General features: G+C 43.9%; 17 protein-coding genes and 1 riboswitch. Of the genes, 6 read left to right on the forward strand and 11 right to left on the reverse strand.

Going from position 1 to position 16816, the window contains the following annotated elements; all coding sequences use genetic code 11:
• Nucleotides 1-13: 13 nt before the first annotated feature.
• Complete coding sequence (locus BN1209_RS00420; protein WP_052661058.1) at nucleotides 14-2074, reverse strand: TonB-dependent receptor; 2061 nt, start codon at nucleotides 2072-2074, stop codon at nucleotides 14-16.
• A gap of 149 nt (nucleotides 2075-2223) precedes the next feature.
• Nucleotides 2224-2416: riboswitch (cobalamin riboswitch) on the reverse strand.
• A 137-nt stretch (nucleotides 2417-2553) separates the two neighbouring features.
• On the opposite strand from BN1209_RS00420, the gene BN1209_RS00425 reads away from it, so the two are divergent.
• Together BN1209_RS00425 and BN1209_RS00430 are read left to right on the forward strand one after the other, a co-directional pair.
• Nucleotides 2554-2754: a hypothetical protein gene (locus BN1209_RS00425; RefSeq protein WP_045750466.1), complete on the forward strand. Its 201-nt coding sequence runs from the start codon at nucleotides 2554-2556 to the stop codon at nucleotides 2752-2754.
• Nucleotides 2751-3056: a cell division protein ZapA gene (locus BN1209_RS00430; RefSeq protein ID WP_045750467.1), complete on the forward strand. Its 306-nt coding sequence runs from the start codon at nucleotides 2751-2753 to the stop codon at nucleotides 3054-3056. Before BN1209_RS00425 ends, BN1209_RS00430 begins: the two co-directional genes overlap by 4 nt.
• A 221-nt stretch (nucleotides 3057-3277) precedes the next feature.
• Here BN1209_RS00430 and BN1209_RS00435 read toward each other — a convergent pair whose 3' ends face one another.
• Entirely contained in the window at nucleotides 3278-3637 is a 360-nt protein-coding gene (locus BN1209_RS00435; RefSeq protein WP_045750468.1) for a DUF2237 family protein, read from the reverse strand.
• 79 nt (nucleotides 3638-3716) lie between these two features.
• On the opposite strand from BN1209_RS00435, the gene BN1209_RS00440 reads away from it, so the two are divergent.
• Nucleotides 3717-4175, forward strand: coding sequence for an EVE domain-containing protein (locus BN1209_RS00440; RefSeq protein WP_045750469.1), 459 nt, complete (start codon nucleotides 3717-3719; stop codon nucleotides 4173-4175).
• Between the two features lie 68 nt (nucleotides 4176-4243).
• On the opposite strand, the gene BN1209_RS00445 is transcribed toward BN1209_RS00440, so the two are convergent.
• Both BN1209_RS00445 and ilvA read right to left on the reverse strand, forming a co-directional pair.
• Nucleotides 4244-5260 carry a beta-propeller fold lactonase family protein gene (locus tag BN1209_RS00445; protein ID WP_231855153.1) on the reverse strand — a complete coding sequence of 339 codons (1017 nt, stop codon included), beginning with the start codon at nucleotides 5258-5260 and terminating at the stop codon, nucleotides 4244-4246.
• Between the two features lie 113 nt (nucleotides 5261-5373).
• On the reverse strand, nucleotides 5374-6885 hold the full coding sequence (gene ilvA / locus BN1209_RS00450) for a threonine ammonia-lyase, biosynthetic (protein WP_045750471.1): 1512 nt from the start codon (nucleotides 6883-6885) through the stop codon (nucleotides 5374-5376).
• 96 nt (nucleotides 6886-6981) lie between these two features.
• Here ilvA and rpiA point away from each other — a divergent pair, with 96 nt between their 5' ends.
• The 3 genes from rpiA to ppx all read left to right on the forward strand — a co-directional run bounded on the left by rpiA (nucleotide 6982) and on the right by ppx (nucleotide 9955).
• The gene (gene rpiA, locus BN1209_RS00455; protein ID WP_045750472.1) at nucleotides 6982-7641 is read left to right on the forward strand and encodes a ribose-5-phosphate isomerase RpiA; all 660 of its coding nucleotides are present in this window, start codon (nucleotides 6982-6984) and stop codon (nucleotides 7639-7641) included.
• 77 nt (nucleotides 7642-7718) lie between these two features.
• Nucleotides 7719-8426: a phosphate signaling complex protein PhoU gene (gene phoU, locus BN1209_RS00460; RefSeq protein ID WP_045750473.1), complete on the forward strand. Its 708-nt coding sequence runs from the start codon at nucleotides 7719-7721 to the stop codon at nucleotides 8424-8426.
• A gap of 35 nt (nucleotides 8427-8461) precedes the next feature.
• Nucleotides 8462-9955, forward strand: a complete 1494-nt coding sequence (ppx, locus tag BN1209_RS00465; protein WP_045750474.1) for an exopolyphosphatase — start codon at nucleotides 8462-8464, stop codon at nucleotides 9953-9955.
• On the opposite strand, the gene ppk1 is transcribed toward ppx, so the two are convergent.
• The 7 genes from ppk1 to xerC all read right to left on the reverse strand — a co-directional run bounded on the left by ppk1 (nucleotide 9952) and on the right by xerC (nucleotide 16798).
• Nucleotides 9952-12036, reverse strand: a complete 2085-nt coding sequence (gene ppk1, locus BN1209_RS00470) for a polyphosphate kinase 1 (RefSeq protein WP_045751860.1) — start codon at nucleotides 12034-12036, stop codon at nucleotides 9952-9954. The genes ppx and ppk1 overlap by 4 nt on opposite strands.
• 78 nt (nucleotides 12037-12114) lie before the next feature.
• Nucleotides 12115-12387 carry an oxidative damage protection protein gene (locus BN1209_RS00475; protein WP_045750475.1) on the reverse strand — a complete coding sequence of 91 codons (273 nt, stop codon included), beginning with the start codon at nucleotides 12385-12387 and terminating at the stop codon, nucleotides 12115-12117.
• 88 nt (nucleotides 12388-12475) lie between these two features.
• On the reverse strand, nucleotides 12476-14506 hold the full coding sequence (locus BN1209_RS00480) for a TonB-dependent receptor (RefSeq protein ID WP_045751861.1): 2031 nt from the start codon (nucleotides 14504-14506) through the stop codon (nucleotides 12476-12478).
• 83 nt (nucleotides 14507-14589) lie between these two features.
• Nucleotides 14590-14904, reverse strand: a complete 315-nt coding sequence (locus BN1209_RS00485; RefSeq protein WP_045750476.1) for a hypothetical protein — start codon at nucleotides 14902-14904, stop codon at nucleotides 14590-14592.
• 9 nt (nucleotides 14905-14913) lie between these two features.
• The gene (locus tag BN1209_RS00490) at nucleotides 14914-15162 is read right to left on the reverse strand and encodes a hypothetical protein (protein WP_045750477.1); all 249 of its coding nucleotides are present in this window, start codon (nucleotides 15160-15162) and stop codon (nucleotides 14914-14916) included.
• 73 nt (nucleotides 15163-15235) lie between these two features.
• Nucleotides 15236-15820 (reverse strand): superoxide dismutase, encoded by a 585-nt coding sequence (locus BN1209_RS00495; RefSeq protein ID WP_045750478.1) that lies wholly within the window; start codon nucleotides 15818-15820, stop codon nucleotides 15236-15238.
• A 96-nt stretch (nucleotides 15821-15916) separates the two neighbouring features.
• Nucleotides 15917-16798 (reverse strand): tyrosine recombinase XerC, encoded by an 882-nt coding sequence (xerC, locus tag BN1209_RS00500; protein WP_082048352.1) that lies wholly within the window; start codon nucleotides 16796-16798, stop codon nucleotides 15917-15919.
• Nucleotides 16799-16816 lie beyond the last annotated feature (18 nt).

Raw genomic sequence — 16816 nt, forward strand, 5'->3', positions numbered from 1 at the left:
TAAGGGTTGGGGTTTAAAAATTATAGCTTAGTGTTGCAAATACTGACCTTGGGTCACTTGGGTAGTAGTAGTAGCCGGCATAAAAACTTGGATTATTTTTATCTTGATAGCCACCGTAAGTTGCATAGCGCTCGTTGGTTAAGTTCTTAATTGCCAATTTCAAATCCCACTGATTAATTTTTTTATTCAGATACAAGTCGCTGACAATATAAGATGGCATTTTTGTATAAGCGCCTTTATCATTTGCGCCATCGTAATATTGACTGCCAACGTAGTTAGTTACCAAGCCCAAAGACCAATCATTGTCGAATTTATAATTCACACGTGCATTAATTATAAGTTTCGGCACAAGATCAAAAGACTTTCCTTTATAAGGCCCATCTTCATAGATTGCTTCTTGTAGCTTTGAGTTTGTGTAAAAACTTAGGCGATCCGTAATCAAAGATGCAGTGCTCAAGTAAACGCCTTTTCTTTCAACTATGTTTGCGTCATTGATGTTTTTTTGAGTGCTAACGTTATATCGAATTCCATCCTCTGTTCTTGTCCGGAAAACAGAGGTTGTAAGTCTTGTATTGCCTATTTCAAATGTTGAGCCAATTTCTGCCGTGCGATCTATTTGGGGATTGATTAAGCCTCCAAAGAAGGTGCGACCGCTGCTGCTATATCCCCAAAATTCATCAATGTTAGGGAATCGGAAAGATTGTCCGTATTTGACGTAAATTTTTTCGGCATCGGAGAATTTATAGTTAAGCCCCAACTCCCAAGCGTTAGCGGAGGTGGTTTTTTGAGCATTGGATAAATCATATCCGTCATCGTCATTAGCACTTATTTGCTGAGTTTGTCTTCTGAATCCCCCTGTTAAATCTAATTTTTCTTTTATTGGCAATCTATGGTTTAGGTACAATGAATTGTCTATCAAAGAGGCGTTAGAATTTGAGAGTGCAGTGTAGCTGGTGAAAGTATTAGAGTCGTTTTGCGATCCATATGCGCGACCATAGTCGTATCCAATTATGAGGGTGCCCAGCTTTTCTAATTCAACTTTTAAACGGGGTGAAAAGTCTATGCGCCATCGGCTATAGTTTGCGGTATAAGGATAATACTGAGGAGGGTTATAGAGGGCGTAGCCATTTAAAGGATCACCTTGATTGTCGCCGTTTTTGAAAAACTCAGACTTTGTGTTTTTATAAGAAAAGTCACCTTCAAATTTAACGCTGTCTGTAACTTCAAAAGTAGTTCCTAATCCAAGTCCGTAGTTGTCATACTTATTGTTTGCTCCTTTGAAGCAACTATAAATGTCACATTTCACATCGCGCGGGTTGCCTTGTCCAATAGGCGCTATCACAGCACCAGGCGTTTGATTTTTGTTGTGATTCCCGAAAACTTCTAGATAGGCAGAGCTTTTTTCGAAGTATTGAGTAATGCGGGCATTGATTGAATACTGTTCTGAGGCCGTGTTTTGTCGCCAGCCATCTGAGTGGTTGGCATTGCCTGAAATCCTAAAAAGCGTGTCGTTAAATTTGTTCTGAAGGATTGCGTTCATACCACTTGTGCCGAAGCTACCTATGGTTGCAGATGCTTGATTAATTGATTTCTGACTTTCATTGGTGACGATATTAATAACCCCACCCACTGCGCGATCGCCATATTGAACCCCTGCGCTACCTTTAATGACTTCGATACGATCAATAGATTGAACTGGGATGATTTCCCATGGTGTGGCGCTGGAATCAATAGAACTAACTCTTTGTCCATTGATTAAAACTAAAGTTGTACTTCCTGCAGTAGCTCCATAACCACCAATATCAACAGTTGCACCTTGATTGAATTGGCCAAGGGCAGTCCCTGTGACATTTAACCCGCCTAGTTGCGAGAGAATCTGTGGGATCGAGGTTGCGTTGATTTCTTGAATATCTTCACGGCTAATCACCTTAATATTAGCTGGAATATTTTGAATTTTTTCATGGACGCGACTAGCTGTAACGATGACGTCTTTAGCGTTAATGTTTGTTTCTGCGGCTAAGATTGGCGTACTAAAAAGCAGGCCTATCAGGCCGGCAATGGTGGTTTTTTTCATTATCATTCCCTAGTAAAGGCGTACGTCCCCGTGCGCCAATATCAAAAATGAAAATGCCGAGTGTATGACTCGATGAGATAAAAGATAGATTAAGTGGTGCTAACCTGACAAGATCAAACACAACAGAAACCGTCACCCCGCGGCATTTCCATGCTTAGGTTGCGTAGGCCGGTCTCCGGGCTTGTGAGGATATGATTTGCGCCTTCCCAAACTTTCGTTCAGTGGCATGTTGCAAATCTACAATCACTTACCGTTGCGGGGGCAGCATAGGATTTGTTTTAAGAACGCACCTATTTCCCAGTTTCACCTTTGTTGCTGAAAAGCAACGCGGGCACCTATCAACTTCAATCATTATATTGGATTTTAATTGGCGACGTTTAACAATTTAAATAAATGGACGCTTAGCAAGGTGCAGTAAAGCTTTCAGAGTAATCGCTTATAGGTTGACTAGATAAGGATTTAACAATTATAGTGCGTGCATGGATGCTGATTTAAAAGCTTTAGAAGAAAAGATTACACAACTCGTACAGTTGTGCCAATCGATGCGCGAGGATAATCATGACTTGAGGCAAATGCTTGCCCTAGCGCAGGATGCTGAGCGTCAACTAAAAGCGAGAATGCAGCAAGCCCAAGTGCGTATTGAAAACATTATTGATCGCTTACCAGAGGATGTCTTATGAGTGACGTTAAAGGTGTAGAAGTCAATATTATGGGGCGTGAATTTACCATTGCATGCCCACCTGATGAGCGTGAAAGTTTATTGAACGCCGTCGGATATTTAGATAAAAAGATGTGTGATATTCGTGATGCGGGTAAAGTAGTTGGTGTTGAGCGCATTGCGATGATGGCAGCGCTAAATTTAGCGCATGAATTACTTTCGACTCGTTCCGGTGGTGTCGACGTTGGAGGCATGAAGGGTAAGATTGCGCGCATGCAAAGTTTGGTTGATACTGCGATCGCTGAACAAAATAAATTGTTTTAAAACGTTTTCGATCGGTTGTTTTACAAGTTTCTTTTGTTCCCCGCGGTGTGGTTTAGGTTATATATTCCTTGAACTAGTTTCTAGCATAGGTTTCCGTTATTCAGGTTGCTGTGAGCGCGATCCACTGCGGTTGCGCCTAATGCGCTTTAGATGGTGACCACTTGAGCCTTTTTGGTTCAGGATGCTAGCCTAGGCCGCATGCGGCGGGGAACTCCCATTTTCTAACGAAGTGCGTGATATTCAAGATCAGCAATGCTGATTTTTTCTAAGCACTTTTCATGTGTCGCTTCAAGAACGACTGGCGGAGCAAAGCCGGCCTCAGCAGCTTCTAGCCACCTTGATGCACATAAACACCATCGATCACCCGGTTGAAGTCCTTCAAATCCGTACTCGGGACGTGGTGTGCTGAGGTCATTGCCCTGGGCCGAAGAGAAACTCAAAAACTCTTCTGTCACTTGCGCGCAAACGGTATGGCTTCCTGTGTCTTGAGGGCCAGTTTCACAGCACCCAGTGCGCGTAAATCCTGTCATTGGATCCAGACTACAAACCGCTAGAGATGTACCTAATACATTTTTTGCCATGATGCTTTTCTTTTTTAAGATTAAGTCAGGTTATGATAAGCGCATATTTGAATAATCAGGAAATATTGAGGAATAAATAATGCGTTATTGGTTGATGAAGTCTGAGCCTGCTGATGTTTCGATTGATGATTTGGCATCTTTCCCAAATCAAACGGTGGATTGGTATGGGGTGCGGAATTACCAAGCACGTAACTTTATGCGTGATCAAATGCAAGTCGGTGATGGGGTTTTGTTCTACCATTCGAACTGCGATCAGCCTGGCATTGCAGGACTTGCAGAAGTCTCAACACTCGCTTATCCAGATCGATTACAGTTTATCAAAGATCATAAATATTATGATCCAAAAGCGACGCCAGAAACACCGCGTTGGTTTAATGTGGATGTGAAGCTGGTGCGTAAGACGCGATTGCTGAGCTTAAAAGAAATGCGCGAAAATCCTGCGCTAGAAAACTTAAAAATTTTGCAGCGGGGCAATCGGCTCTCGATTACGCCCGTTGATCCAAGAGATTGGCAAACGATTATGGCTTTGTTAGCCTAAGCCAATAAAAAAGCCCTGAAAATTCAGGGCTTTTTTATTAATCACTAAAGATAAAACTGATCTAGTTCTTAAGGCTGGTCTAGGCTACCCATCGATTTAGGATAAGTCACCACGCCCCAAGGCATTTCCTTATTAGCAATTTCTTTGGTTTTTTCTAGCGTTTCAGTGTCAATCACCATCACCGCTTGAGATTTACCACACGCAAGTAAGATCTGTTTGTCATCTGGCGTAAAACTAAAATGCCAGCAACGATTGCCAGTGCTGATGTCATTAATCTTCTCAAACGTTTTTGCATCATAGACTTGCAAGGCTTTTTCTTTTGAAGAGGCAACATAAATCCGTTCGCCCTTTCGATCAAAAGAAACACCATAAGGCGATTGGCCGGTTTCAACAGTTCGAATGACATCAAGCTTTTTGTCCAAGACTAAAAACTTATTGCCGTATTCCAAAGTGGCTAAGTAGGTGTTGCCATCAGGTGAGACTTTTATGCCGCGTGGGCGATCGCCATACTCTTTTGTCGATACCGTTTTGAGTAGCTTGCCGGTACTAAAGCTATGGACTGTAATTGTATTGTCCGCTTCATTGGTGATGATGATTTTTTTACCATCTTTGGAGAATTCAATGCCTTCAGTTTCAGGACCGCCAACGATTTCTCTTACCTTTTTGCCTTTTTTTACATCCACAACGGCAATAATTGCGGGTGACTTGTCGTCGTCGTCTTCCTCTTTGACTGCTTCACCTGGCTTAGGTGGCGGGCCACCTTTTGAGCTGGGTTCTGTTGAAACAAAGACAAGGCCCTTGTGTACTCTAACGAACTCTGGATTTTTACCAACAGGAATAAGCTTAACGAGTTGTCCGCTGGCACGGTCAATCAACGAAATGTTGCCATCATCCTTATTCGCGGTAATCAGGTATTTACCATCAGACGTGACCGCGATCCCGCGGGGGCTTTTGGCTTGAATATCAATATTGCCCGTGGTCTCCATCGTATCCAGATCGATCACGCTGACGCCGCCATCTTGATTTGACACATAGGCGTTACCCTTTCCTGCTGCAACGCTGTGTAAACTCATGGCTGAAATCATGAGTGCTGTTAAAAGTACTGAGAAATTTTTCATATCGCTGATTTCCTTTATAGAGTGACCTATTTTAGTCAGTTGTCTGTTGCTTAGGTTCTATCTAATCCTAAGTCGGGAATTTATCCTAAAAAAAGCTTGTAGGCAGGGTTGTTGGTTTCGTCCCAATAGGGATAGCCAAGCTGATCTAAAAAGACTTTAAATGCGGCGCGATCACTTGGGGGGACTTGCATGCCGACTAATACACGTCCGTAATCAGCCCCATGGTTGCGATAATGAAATAAGCTGATATTCCAATCATGTCCCATGGTGTCGAGGAAATTCATCAGCGCGCCAGGTTTCTCTGGAAACTCAAACCGGTAAATGACTTCGTTTGTTGCTTGAGGCGCATGGCCACCCACTAAGTGACGTAAATGTAGTTTTGCAACTTCGTTATCGCTTAGGTCTAGTGCAGGTAATTCGTTTGCTTTAAGCATTTCCACTAATTGGCTTGGTGCTTTGTTGTCGTTAATCGCAATGCCCACAAAAATGTGTGCTGATTGAGGATCTGAATAACGATAATTAAATTCCGTAATGCTGCGGCCGCTCAGGAGACGGCAGAACTTTTTAAAGGAGCCGGGTTTTTCAGGGATGGTCACCGCTAAAACGGCTTCACGCTTCTCACCAATTTCTGCGCGTTCCGCTACAAAACGCAAACGGTCAAAATTCATGTTGGCACCAGAAGCAATCCCCACCATGGTTTTACCGTGCGTGTGATTACGTGCGATATAGGATTTCATTCCAGCGACCGCTAACGCCCCAGCGGGCTCTAAGATTGAGCGCGTGTCTTCAAACACGTCTTTGATCGCAGCACAAATCTCATCATTGTCGACTAAAACCATCTCGTCGACATAGGCTTGGCAAAGCTTGAATGTATGCTCACCGACCTGCTTCACCGCAGCACCGTCAGCAAACAGTCCCACTTGATCTAGCATCACGCGCTTCCCTGCTTTAAGAGATTGTGTCATCGCATCCGCGTCAACTGCTTCAACGCCAATCACTTTAATGTCAGGACGTAAGGCTTTTACATATGCGGCAATCCCAGCGAGCAAACCACCACCACCCACGCAACAGAATATCGCTTCTATTGGCTCTGGATGTTCATTAAGGATTTCCATTGCAATCGTTCCTTGGCCTGCAATGACCTCAGGATCGTCGTAAGGGTGAACAAAAGTCAGCCCTTCAGACTTTTCAAGCTCTAGGGCATGAAGGTAAGCATCAGAGTATGAGTCGCCAAATAAGACCACCTCTCCGCCCCGGCTTTTAACGGCATTAATTTTAATTTGTGGGGTTGTCGTCGGCATCACAATGACCGCCCGACACTTAAGTTTTTGTGCAGATAAAGCGACGCCCTGGGCATGATTGCCGGCAGATGCTGCAATGACGCCACGTGCCAACGATTCTTTTGAAAGATGCGCCATCATGTTGTAGGCGCCGCGGATCTTGAAAGAGAACACTGGCTGCATGTCTTCACGTTTGAGTAAGACGCGGTTATCTAGACGTGCCGACAAATTTGGTTGGTATTCGAGAGGCGTTTTTTTAGCAACGTCATAGACGAGTGCGGCACGAATTTTTTCTAAGTAGTCGTTTTTCATTCAGTCTTGCTAAGTGTATGATTGAGGGTAGCTTGTAATTATAAAGAAAACGCATCATTAAAGAATTTTATTATGCAATTTGAAGGATAAAAGAACATGACAACGCAAGACGAATTAAAACAACAAGTCGCAAAAGCGGCGGTCGAGTATGTAAAAGGTGGCATTATCGGTGTGGGCACAGGCTCAACAGCTAACTTTTTCATTGATGAGCTTGCAAAAGTAAAATCAAAAATTGACGGGGCTGTCGCTAGCTCAGAAGCAACTGCGCAGCGTTTGCGTGCGCATGGTATCGAAGTGTTTGATTTGAATGCGGTTGATGGCATGGAAATTTATGTAGATGGTGCGGATGAAATTACTGAACATCTTCACATGCTTAAAGGTGGTGGTGGTGCGTTAACGCGCGAGAAAATCGTGGCAGCTTGTGCAAAAAGCTTTATCTGTATTTGCGATGAGAGCAAATATGTCCCAGTACTCGGTAAATTTCCTTTGCCTGTAGAAGTGTTACCAATGGCGCGTAGCTATGTGGCTCGTGAGTTAGTGAAGCTGGGTGGACAGCCAAAATTGCGTGATTTCACAACAGATAACGGCAACATGATTTTAGATGTGCACGGATTAACGATTAGCAACCCAATTGAAATGGAAGCGAAAATCAATCAAATCGTGGGTGTGGTGACCAATGGTTTGTTTGCGGCGCGCCCAGCAAATGTCCTGCTGCTCGCAACTGCGCAAGGTGTTAAAACTTATACATCAAAATGACATCAAACTGTCATAAACATAGTCTATGCTTTCCCATTTAATGCTTTTGCTATTCATTTTTAATAAGGATATTTCGGATGCAAACTGAACACACCTATAAGCAGTTCGATGCTGAACTTGAAGCTGTGCGCGCAAAAGTCCTGCAAATGGGCGGCTTGGTTGAGCAACAAATTGTAAACGCGTTAGAGTCACTTATCAGCGTGAATCCAAAGTTAGCAGCGGAAGTGATGGAGACTGACCAACGCGTGAATGCGTTGGAAGTTCAAGTGGATGAAGACTGCAGTCATATCATTGCGCGTCGCCAGCCAGCAGCAAGTGATTTACGGATGATTATGATGGTCGTTAAGACAATCACGGATCTTGAACGTATTGGTGATGAAGCGACAAAAATTGCGCGCGTTGCTCAGAAGATTTATGAGTCAGATCGGATGTACAAGCCACGTTTTAATGAAATTAAAACAATGGTGACTCTAGTGCGTGAAATGCTCCGTACGGCATTGGATGCGTTCGCACGTTTAGATGTGACAAGAACAGTTGAGGTTGCTCGTCAAGATGAACAAGTGGATGAACAATTCCGCGCGGCGATGCGACAATTAATCACCTTTATGTTGGAAGACCCACGTACAATTTCAATGTCATTAGAAGTGTTGTTTGTGGCTAAAGCGATTGAGCGTATCGGTGACCATGCCAAAAATATTGCAGAATACGTTGTTTACATGGTCAAGGGTAAGGATGTTCGCCACACCTCTGTTGATGAGATGGAGCGCGAAACACTCGCACCATAATTTTTTTGTTGTTGTGTTAAAAATAAAGGTTGGTCTTGGTCAATAGTAAACCAACTTTCTCTGAAATTGCTGCAGTTGATTTAGGCTCTAATAGCTTCAGGTTGCAGCTTGCAAGGGTGGTTGATGATCACCTGATTTTCCACGATTCCTTGCGCGAAGTCGTCAGGCTTGGTGCAGGGTTAGGTGATGACAAAGTCCTGAGTGATGAAGCCCTGAACCGTGCAATTGAATGCCTCAATCGTTTTGGTGAGCGATTGCGCGGTTTGCCTCCACAAGCGGTCCGTGCGGTAGCAACAAACACATTTCGTGTCGCCAAAAATGCCCCTCAGCTTTTAAAAGCAGCTCAAGAAGCACTTGGTTTTCCGATAGAAATTATTGCAGGGCGTGAAGAGGCTCGAATGATTTTTGTAGGGGTTAGCCACAGCCTTCCTAAAGCTGAGCACAAGCGCCTCGTGATTGATATCGGGGGCGGCTCAACCGAATTCATTATTGGCGAAGGCTTAGAACCATTAGAGATGGAAAGTCTCTACATGGGCTGTGTCAGCTATAGCCTCAAATATTTTGCCGATGGAAAAATAACGGAGGAAGCATTTGAGCGTGCTCAAATTGCAGCAGCCACAGAAATCCAAACAATTTCCAAAAACTTTAAATCTAAACATTGGCAAGAAGCCGTCGGCTCCTCTGGAACTGCTCGCACGCTTGGCGAAGTCCTTAGACTGAATGGTCTGACAGATGGGGCCGTGACGATAGAGGGCTTGTATCAATTGCGTCAGCTGTTGATTCGCGCTAAGGATGTGAAAAAAATACAACTTAACGGACGACTCAGTGTCGATCGCTCCTCAGTCATCTCTGGTGGCTTAGCCATCATGATCGCTGCGTTTGAGGGATTGAGCATTGATAAGCTAACTGTTGCGAATAGTGCATTAAGAGAAGGCGTGCTTTATGAATTGCTTGGTCGTATGCAGCATGATGATACGCGTGATGCGACGGTCAATAGTTTTATGCGTCGATATCATGTAGACCGCGATCAAGTAAAGCGTGTTCAATCGTTAGCGTTAGTCCTGCTCTCGCAGGTGGCACACAAGTTAAGCATGGATACTCAAGTAGCCAAGCAATATTTGGTTTGGGCAGCTAAGTTACACGAAATTGGAGTTTCTATTGCCCATGGTGGATACCACAAGCATTCGGCTTATATTATTGAAAATGCCGATATGCCTGGATTCTCAAAAATGGAGCAAGAGATTCTAGGTTTCTTGGTCCGAGCACAGCGAAGATCAATGACAAAGATGGCTTCACCATCCCTATTTGATCATCACACTGTGTTGATGATGATTTTTAGGCTGGCCGTTTTGTTTCATCGCAATCGTTTAGATATCACGCCGCCTGAACTTAATTTGGCTTGGCATAAAGCAGGCTTCGGATTGGATGTGGAGCCCGGATGGCTAGCAAAGAATCCTCTGACGGATGCTGAACTAGCGAGTGAGGTCATTTATTGGAAAGAAATCAATATTACCTTGTCGCTCGCTTAACTCTTGAGCGCTTCTTGAACTGGTAAATCCTGGCCATATAGTTGCATCAAAGACTGTTGCGCTGAATTTTGCAGGCCGCGTTTATGTGCCAGTTGATACGTGCTATCAGGCATCATTTCCCAAGCATTCACATTGTCTTTTAGATAGATATCTAAGCCTTCTTGAATCACACGTTTTTTAGCTTTGGGATCCAAAATTGGAAAGCAGACTTCGATACGTTTAAAGAAATTGCGATACATCCAATCGGCACTTGATAAATACACGTTCTCCTCTCCTTCATTGAGGAAGTAAAAGATACGCGTATGTTCTAAGTAGCGCCCAACCACAGAGCGTACCCTAATATTTTCAGAAACGCCCAGCACACCTGGCTTAAGGGCACATACACCGCGCACCAATAAGTCAATTTCGACGCCAGCACAAGAGGCCTCATACAGTGCTCTAATCACATCGCTTTCCAATAAGGCGTTCATTTTGGCAATGATGCGTGCTTTCTTGCCCGACTTCGCAAGCTCAGTTTCTTTGTGAATCGCTTTAATTAAGTTGCTATGGAGTGTGAATGGAGACTGCCATAGATGATTAAGTTTATTAGATTTACCCAGACCGGTAAGCTGGGCAAACACATCATTGACGTCAGCACAGATTTGCTCGTTACAAGTAAATAGACCAAAGTCGGTATAAAGTTTTGCGGTACGTTGGTGATAGTTGCCAGTGGCAAGATGAGCGTAGCGGCGCAAGATGCCATCTTCCCTGCGAATCACCATGGCCATTTTGGCATGGGTTTTGTGACCAACAACACCATAAACAACATGCGCGCCTGCATCTTCAAGCTTTGCTGCCCAATTGATATTCGCTTCTTCGTCAAATCGCGCAAAAAGCTCCACAACAACCGTCACCTCTTTGCCGCGTTTAGCCGCTTCAATCAGTGATTTCATTAAAGTGGAATCTGCGCTGGTGCGGTAAAAGGTTTGTTTGATTGCTAACACGTTTGGATCTTCAGCTGCTTGCGTAATGAAGTCCGTCACGGCATTAAATGACTGAAATGGATGATGCACTAAAATATCTTGTTTACGTATCGCTTTAAACACATCGGACTCTTTAACGAGTTCTTTGGCTTTTGAGGCCGTGTATGGCGGATATTTGAGGGCAGGTTTGTCTACCAAGTCTGGAATTTGCATCAAACGGACGAGATTAACAATGCCGTTTACTTGATATAAATCTTCTTTATGTAAGCCAAATTGACCAAGTAGAAAATGTGACATTTCAGCAGGGCAATTGTCGGCCACTTCAAGCCTTACCCCGTCACCGAATTGACGATGAGATAACTCACCTTGTAATGCAATCTTTAAGTCTTTTGTCTCTTCATCATCCAGTGTTAATTCACTATCACGAGTCACTCGGAATTGATAACACCCTTTAACGGTCATGCCTGAAAAAAGCTCGTTCACATGGGCATGCAAAATAGACGATAAAAATACAAAGCCATGGTCACATTGAGCGATTTCAGGGGGTAAGCGAATGACTCGTGGGAGCGCTCTGGGCGCTTGAACAATGGCGATGCCAGAATTACGCCCGAATGCATCTTTGCCATCTAGCTCCACTGCAAAATTTAAACTCTTATTGAGTACTCTTGGAAAGGGATGTGCCGGATCAAGTCCAATGGGAGTCAGAATAGGCATCAACTCTCTAAAAAAGAACTCTCTAATCCATAGGCGCTGCGCATCATTCCAGCTTGTTCTTCTGAGAAAGTGAATGTTTTCTTCTGCAAGTTTAGGTAGCACAACTTCATTGAGAATTTTGTACTGATGATCAACCAGGATGTGGGCTTCAGCACTGATTTTTGCGAAGGCTTGTTTGGGCAGAAGACCATCTGGGCCTGTTTGCTGATCGTTATATTTGATTTGGTCTTTAATGCCTGCCACGCGGACTTCAAAAAACTCATCCATGTTACTGCTAAAAATACACAGAAATTTTAGGCGTTCTAACAAAGGCACTCGCTCGTCTTCTGCTTGAGCAAGTACGCGTTTATTAAAGGCTAGTAAGCCAAGTTCACGATTGACGAAGTGTTCAGAGTTCAATTTGATGGCACGCGACAAAATAATCCTAAACTGTATGCGTCTATGATGACGATTTTATGACAAAAAAGCGATTTGGCTGGATGATCAAGCTTGTGGTGGAATATAGCCACTGGCTTTGTCAGCACCATCACCAAAGAAGTAAGCTTCCGTTTGCTCTTTGAGATACTGACGCGCTTGCGCATCTGCAAGACTTAAACGATTTTCGTTCACCAACATGGTTTGTTGTTTGAGCCATGCCGCCCAAGCTTCCTTAGAAACGCTTTCAAAAATCTTCAGGCCTAATGGGCCCGGGTATGGAGGGAAGTCCATACCATCTGCTTCTTTACCTAATTTGATGCAATTAACTGTACGTGCCATATTCATCTCTTTAATAGAAAATTATCTAGAGTGTTCATGATAGCGCAAGCGCAGAAACACTGCACCTGAGTATCAGGCAAAACCCCCACTAAAATTCACCGCGTAAGCCAAACAAAACTGAGCGACCGCCCATCGGGGCGATTTCCTTCAAGAACGAACTGTGGTCTCGAATATCTTCATCTAATAAATTCCGCGCCTTTGCAAAGGCTTCGAGATGAAGTGCGGTTTTAAGGCGGTAGCTAATGGTTGCGTTAACAAGTGTGTAGCCATCAGTCGCTAACTCATTCGTGGCAACCCTATCTTGTTTGAAACCATGCAGAACATCAACTTTCGATGCAAATCCGGCAAATTGATAATCAAGACCTGTGCCAATTCTCATTGGTGCAATTCTAGAAAGCGGGGTATCAGTGATTTCGTTTGTGGCTCTGACATAATCTCCGCGTACATTAAGATCTAAGTCGCCAATCCCTTCATAAATACGAAATTTACCTTGTGCTTCCATTCCTGTAAAAGTTGCTGGCACACCAATAGTATTGGCTTCTTTAAGGCCTTCATTGATGATGCCCGTATTGTAAACATTAATAAAATTATCAAATTTTGTGTAAAAGGCGCTTATGTTGAAGCTGTGTTTCTGAGATTTCCAGCGAATTTGTGCGTCTATACCATTGGCTTTTTCAACTGCTAAATTTTTATTACCAACTTCATACTGATTGGTTGCCACGTGCGCGCCATTTGAAAACAGTTCATTCTGTGTTGGGGCGCGTTCTGTATGGGTAATGTTTGTCGCAATACCCCAGTGCTCATCAATACTAAATAAAGCGCCAGCTGAAAGATTCTTTGGGGTGAATTGTTTCGATGTTGCATCGCCAAATTTGGGAAGTAAGGTGTTTTGATCATCAGCACCACCGCCAGCTGATTTGACCGTGGTCTTATCAATCCGACCACCTACAGAAAGTTTTAAGCGATCAATTGGAAGCTCTTCGTATAGATAAACTCCCTGACTAGATGTGCGAGTAGATGGCACAAAAGCTTCATCGCCTAAAGCTGAGAATCTAGTGTTTTGGGTTTGTAGACCAATTACCCCAGATAAATTACCTATTTTGGCATGGCCTGCTTCAAGCGTACTCTCCACACCTTTGTTTAAGAATGTAGTGCCAATCGTCCCATCGTCAATTTCTTGATGTTTATAATCCGTGAACGCCATGCGGAATTTAACCCGCTCTATAAAGCTTTCAAGATGATGTGCTTCTGATGAAAAGTCCCAGCGCTTACTTTTCATATGCACTTTTACACTGGGTTCAGCGACAGTGCCATAAAAGTTATTAGATTCTGAATATGAGACGCCGACATGTCCTTTATCAAACGTTAATGATGCACCAAAAGCACCTCCGTCTGACTTTGCCGCACTATTGGCAAGTTTGCCCTTATTGACATGCTCGGCTCTTCCGGAGCCGATGAGTTTGTTTTGCGCACTGCTTGGAATGCTTAAGTCATCTGTTTTTCGTGTGTAAACATCGGCGTGAATGGCAAATGTGCCATTGCCGACATCAATGACAGCTGCACCACTTCGCTCATTGTCTGCACCACCGAATCTTGTTTCTCCACGACCCATGACACCATTCAGTGGCTCTTTGGGAATGCGGTGATCGATCACGTTCACCACGCCGCCAATCGCACCTGCACCATAAAGTACGGTAGCGGGTCCGCGAATGACTTCAATTTGCTCTGCAATTAAAGGGTCGATTGCAACAGCATGGTCTGGGCTGAGAGAAGATGCATCAAGCGCACCCACGCCATTTTGCATGATTCTTACGCGATCCCCATCCATGCCACGGATAATTGGGCGTGAAGCATTCGGACCAAAATAGCTAGAGCTGACCCCGGGTGTGCCAGTAAGGGTTTCGCCTATGGTTGATTCACGCGTAATGGATAATTCCCGACCACTTAATACATACACGGGAACAACTAATTGGTCTGAGCCAGCGCCAAGCGGATTGCCGGTGATTGGCACTGAGGGCGCTTTAATTGAAGTGCTTTCAGCCGCTTGAGCTGGATTGAATGATGTCGCTTGCATGGCTATCAAGCCAACAAAAGAGATCAAAGATTGCTTGGTTTTCATCGTGCCACCTTTAAAAATAAACAGCATTCCTCTCCTGAATCAAGAGAGAAAATAAAACGCATATTTGCGTTAGAGCGATTTAATTAAACGTGCAATGGGGGAGCGCGGGCAGAATAAACAGCATAGGTATTGCTGAAGTCCTGAAGGATAAGATGCGCAGTTTGGTCACAGTTAAAAGCAGAAAGTTCGATTGCAAATGATTTGCATGTAATGCTGTTGGCCAATTCGCCAAAGCTCACACATTTTTCACAAAAGCTAAGATGTGTTGTCTTATCTTGTTTTTGCGTGTTTTGTTGCACGTCTGAAATATGAGATATCTCATGCGTAACAGCTGCTTGCTGTGTCAATGCGAACAGCAAGGCAAAAGTAAAATAAATAAAATAACGACGAATCATCATTAAATTGTATCAGATTAAAAAATCTTGAATGGTGTTAAGTTCTTGCATGGCATCCGGGTAATCCTCAAAACGCACCTGGCAACGGGCGTACCAGTATTGACTGTTGTTTTTGTCCCCTTCAATTTTGTGGAGCACCGCATGTATCCAACAAGCATAGGCGTGTTGCTCGTCCTGTACGATAACGTGTGACGCAGCCCATTCTCCTGCTTGCGCCAGATTAACTGCTTTTAGTAATCGATTCTTTAAGGATTTGTCCATGATCACTGTTTCGTTTCAGCATTAAAAAAGCCCAGCTAACAAAGTAGGCTGGGCTTGATGCTAAATACGTAATTTAAGCGCTGAAATTTGCTGAAGCAAAGTCCCAGTTAGCAAGTGATGCCAAGAACACTTCTACAAATTTTGCACGTGCATTGCGGTAGTCAATGTAATAAGCATGTTCCCAAACATCGATGGTCAACAGTGCTGTGTCACCTGTTGTGAGTGGTGTGCCAGCTGGACCCATGTTAACGATATCGACAGAGCCGTCAGCTTTTTTAACTAACCACGTCCAGCCTGAACCAAAATTACCCACTGCTGAAGCTTGGAAAGCTTTCTTAAATTCATCAAATGAACCCCATTTTGCATTGATTGCATCAGCCAACGCGCCAACTGGAGCAGCACCGCCGTTGGGTTTCATACAATTCCAGAAAAATGTGTGGTTCCAAACTTGTGCTGAATTATTGTAAATGCCAGCTGAAGATTTTTTTACGATTTCCTCAAGGCTGCTATTTTCAAACTCAGATCCTTTGATTAAGTTATTGAGGTTGGTTACATACGTTTGGTGGTGTTTGCCGTAGTGAAAATCAAACGTTTCCTCTGAAATGTGTGGAGCGAGCGCATCTTTCGCATAAGGTAGCGCTGGTAATTGATGTTCCATGAAAATTCCTTAGTAAGGGTTGGCAAAAAATTTTGAAATTCGATTTTGCCACATTAGTGAAAGATAAAAAACAATGCTCTAGTTATGGGTAAGTGATTATTTCTTCTTGGCCCGCGGGTGCGCTTGATCATACACTTTAGCAAGATGCTGAAAATCAAGGTGAGTGTAGACTTGAGTGGTGCTGATATTTGCATGACCCAGCATTTCTTGCACGGCGCGCAAGTCACCGCTTGATTGCAAAACATGCGTTGCGAAGCTATGTCGGAGCATATGGGGATGCACATCGCTATTAATTCCCTGTTTAACCGCCCATTCTTTTAAGCGATATTGAATTGCACGTGGGCTAATGCGATTGCCTTGTTTTGTAATAAATAGAGCGGGTTGGTCTGCCTTTGAAATTGCGGCTCTCGCCGTTAGCCAAGTTTTAATCGCATGCACAGCGTGGCTCCCCACTGGAACGATGCGGGTTTTATTGCCTTTGCCGGTCACCGTAATAGTGCCATTGGCTAGATCTAAGGTATTAAAATCCAGCCCAACTAACTCAGCTAAACGCAGTCCTGAGGAGTAAAAAAGCTCCAGGATTGCATGGTCACGTAAGCTCAGTAAATCATCTGACTTAATATCAACTAATTGCACTGCTTGATCAGCTGAAAGCGCTTGAGGGAGGCTTTTTGCAGATTTTGGAGCGCGCATGCCGATGCAAGGATTGCTGCTGAATTGATGTTGTTTGACGAGATAATCAAAAAATCCTCGCCACGCAGAGAGCATCCGAGCAATGCTTTTTCCGCCCAGTCCACGGCCGTGTAATTTGGCAATGAGCTGTCGAATGTGCGCTGGTTTTAATGCATCTAATGGGGGTAAGTGATCTGCACTTGCATCAATGAGTAATTTGATATCCCTTGTGTAATTGTTTTGCGTCAGCTTACTGAGGCCTCGCTCGAAGGTGATGTGGTTGAGATAAGCTTCTAAGTAATTCAATCCAAGTTGCCTTCGAGC

The sequence above is a fragment of the Candidatus Methylopumilus turicensis genome (genome assembly GCF_000953015.1).
Classification (GTDB): domain Bacteria; phylum Pseudomonadota; class Gammaproteobacteria; order Burkholderiales; family Methylophilaceae; genus Methylopumilus_A; species Methylopumilus_A turicensis.

Excerpts from the sequence above, each read along its gene's own strand:
- BN1209_RS00420 (WP_052661058.1), bottom strand. The coding sequence starts at position 2,074 with ATGAAAAAAACCACCATTGCCGGCCTGATAGGCCTGCTTTTTAGTACG.
- BN1209_RS00425 (WP_045750466.1), top strand. The coding sequence starts at position 2,554 with ATGGATGCTGATTTAAAAGCTTTAGAAGAAAAGATTACACAACTCGTA.
- BN1209_RS00430 (WP_045750467.1), top strand. The coding sequence starts at position 2,751 with ATGAGTGACGTTAAAGGTGTAGAAGTCAATATTATGGGGCGTGAATTT.
- BN1209_RS00435 (WP_045750468.1), bottom strand. The coding sequence starts at position 3,637 with ATGGCAAAAAATGTATTAGGTACATCTCTAGCGGTTTGTAGTCTGGAT.
- BN1209_RS00440 (WP_045750469.1), top strand. The coding sequence starts at position 3,717 with ATGCGTTATTGGTTGATGAAGTCTGAGCCTGCTGATGTTTCGATTGAT.
- BN1209_RS00445 (WP_231855153.1), bottom strand. The coding sequence starts at position 5,260 with ATGATTTCAGCCATGAGTTTACACAGCGTTGCAGCAGGAAAGGGTAAC.
- ilvA (WP_045750471.1), bottom strand. The coding sequence starts at position 6,885 with ATGAAAAACGACTACTTAGAAAAAATTCGTGCCGCACTCGTCTATGAC.
- rpiA (WP_045750472.1), top strand. The coding sequence starts at position 6,982 with ATGACAACGCAAGACGAATTAAAACAACAAGTCGCAAAAGCGGCGGTC.
- phoU (WP_045750473.1), top strand. The coding sequence starts at position 7,719 with ATGCAAACTGAACACACCTATAAGCAGTTCGATGCTGAACTTGAAGCT.
- BN1209_RS00475 (WP_045750475.1), bottom strand. The coding sequence starts at position 12,387 with ATGGCACGTACAGTTAATTGCATCAAATTAGGTAAAGAAGCAGATGGT.
- BN1209_RS00480 (WP_045751861.1), bottom strand. The coding sequence starts at position 14,506 with ATGAAAACCAAGCAATCTTTGATCTCTTTTGTTGGCTTGATAGCCATG.
- BN1209_RS00485 (WP_045750476.1), bottom strand. The coding sequence starts at position 14,904 with ATGATGATTCGTCGTTATTTTATTTATTTTACTTTTGCCTTGCTGTTC.
- BN1209_RS00490 (WP_045750477.1), bottom strand. The coding sequence starts at position 15,162 with ATGGACAAATCCTTAAAGAATCGATTACTAAAAGCAGTTAATCTGGCG.
- BN1209_RS00495 (WP_045750478.1), bottom strand. The coding sequence starts at position 15,820 with ATGGAACATCAATTACCAGCGCTACCTTATGCGAAAGATGCGCTCGCT.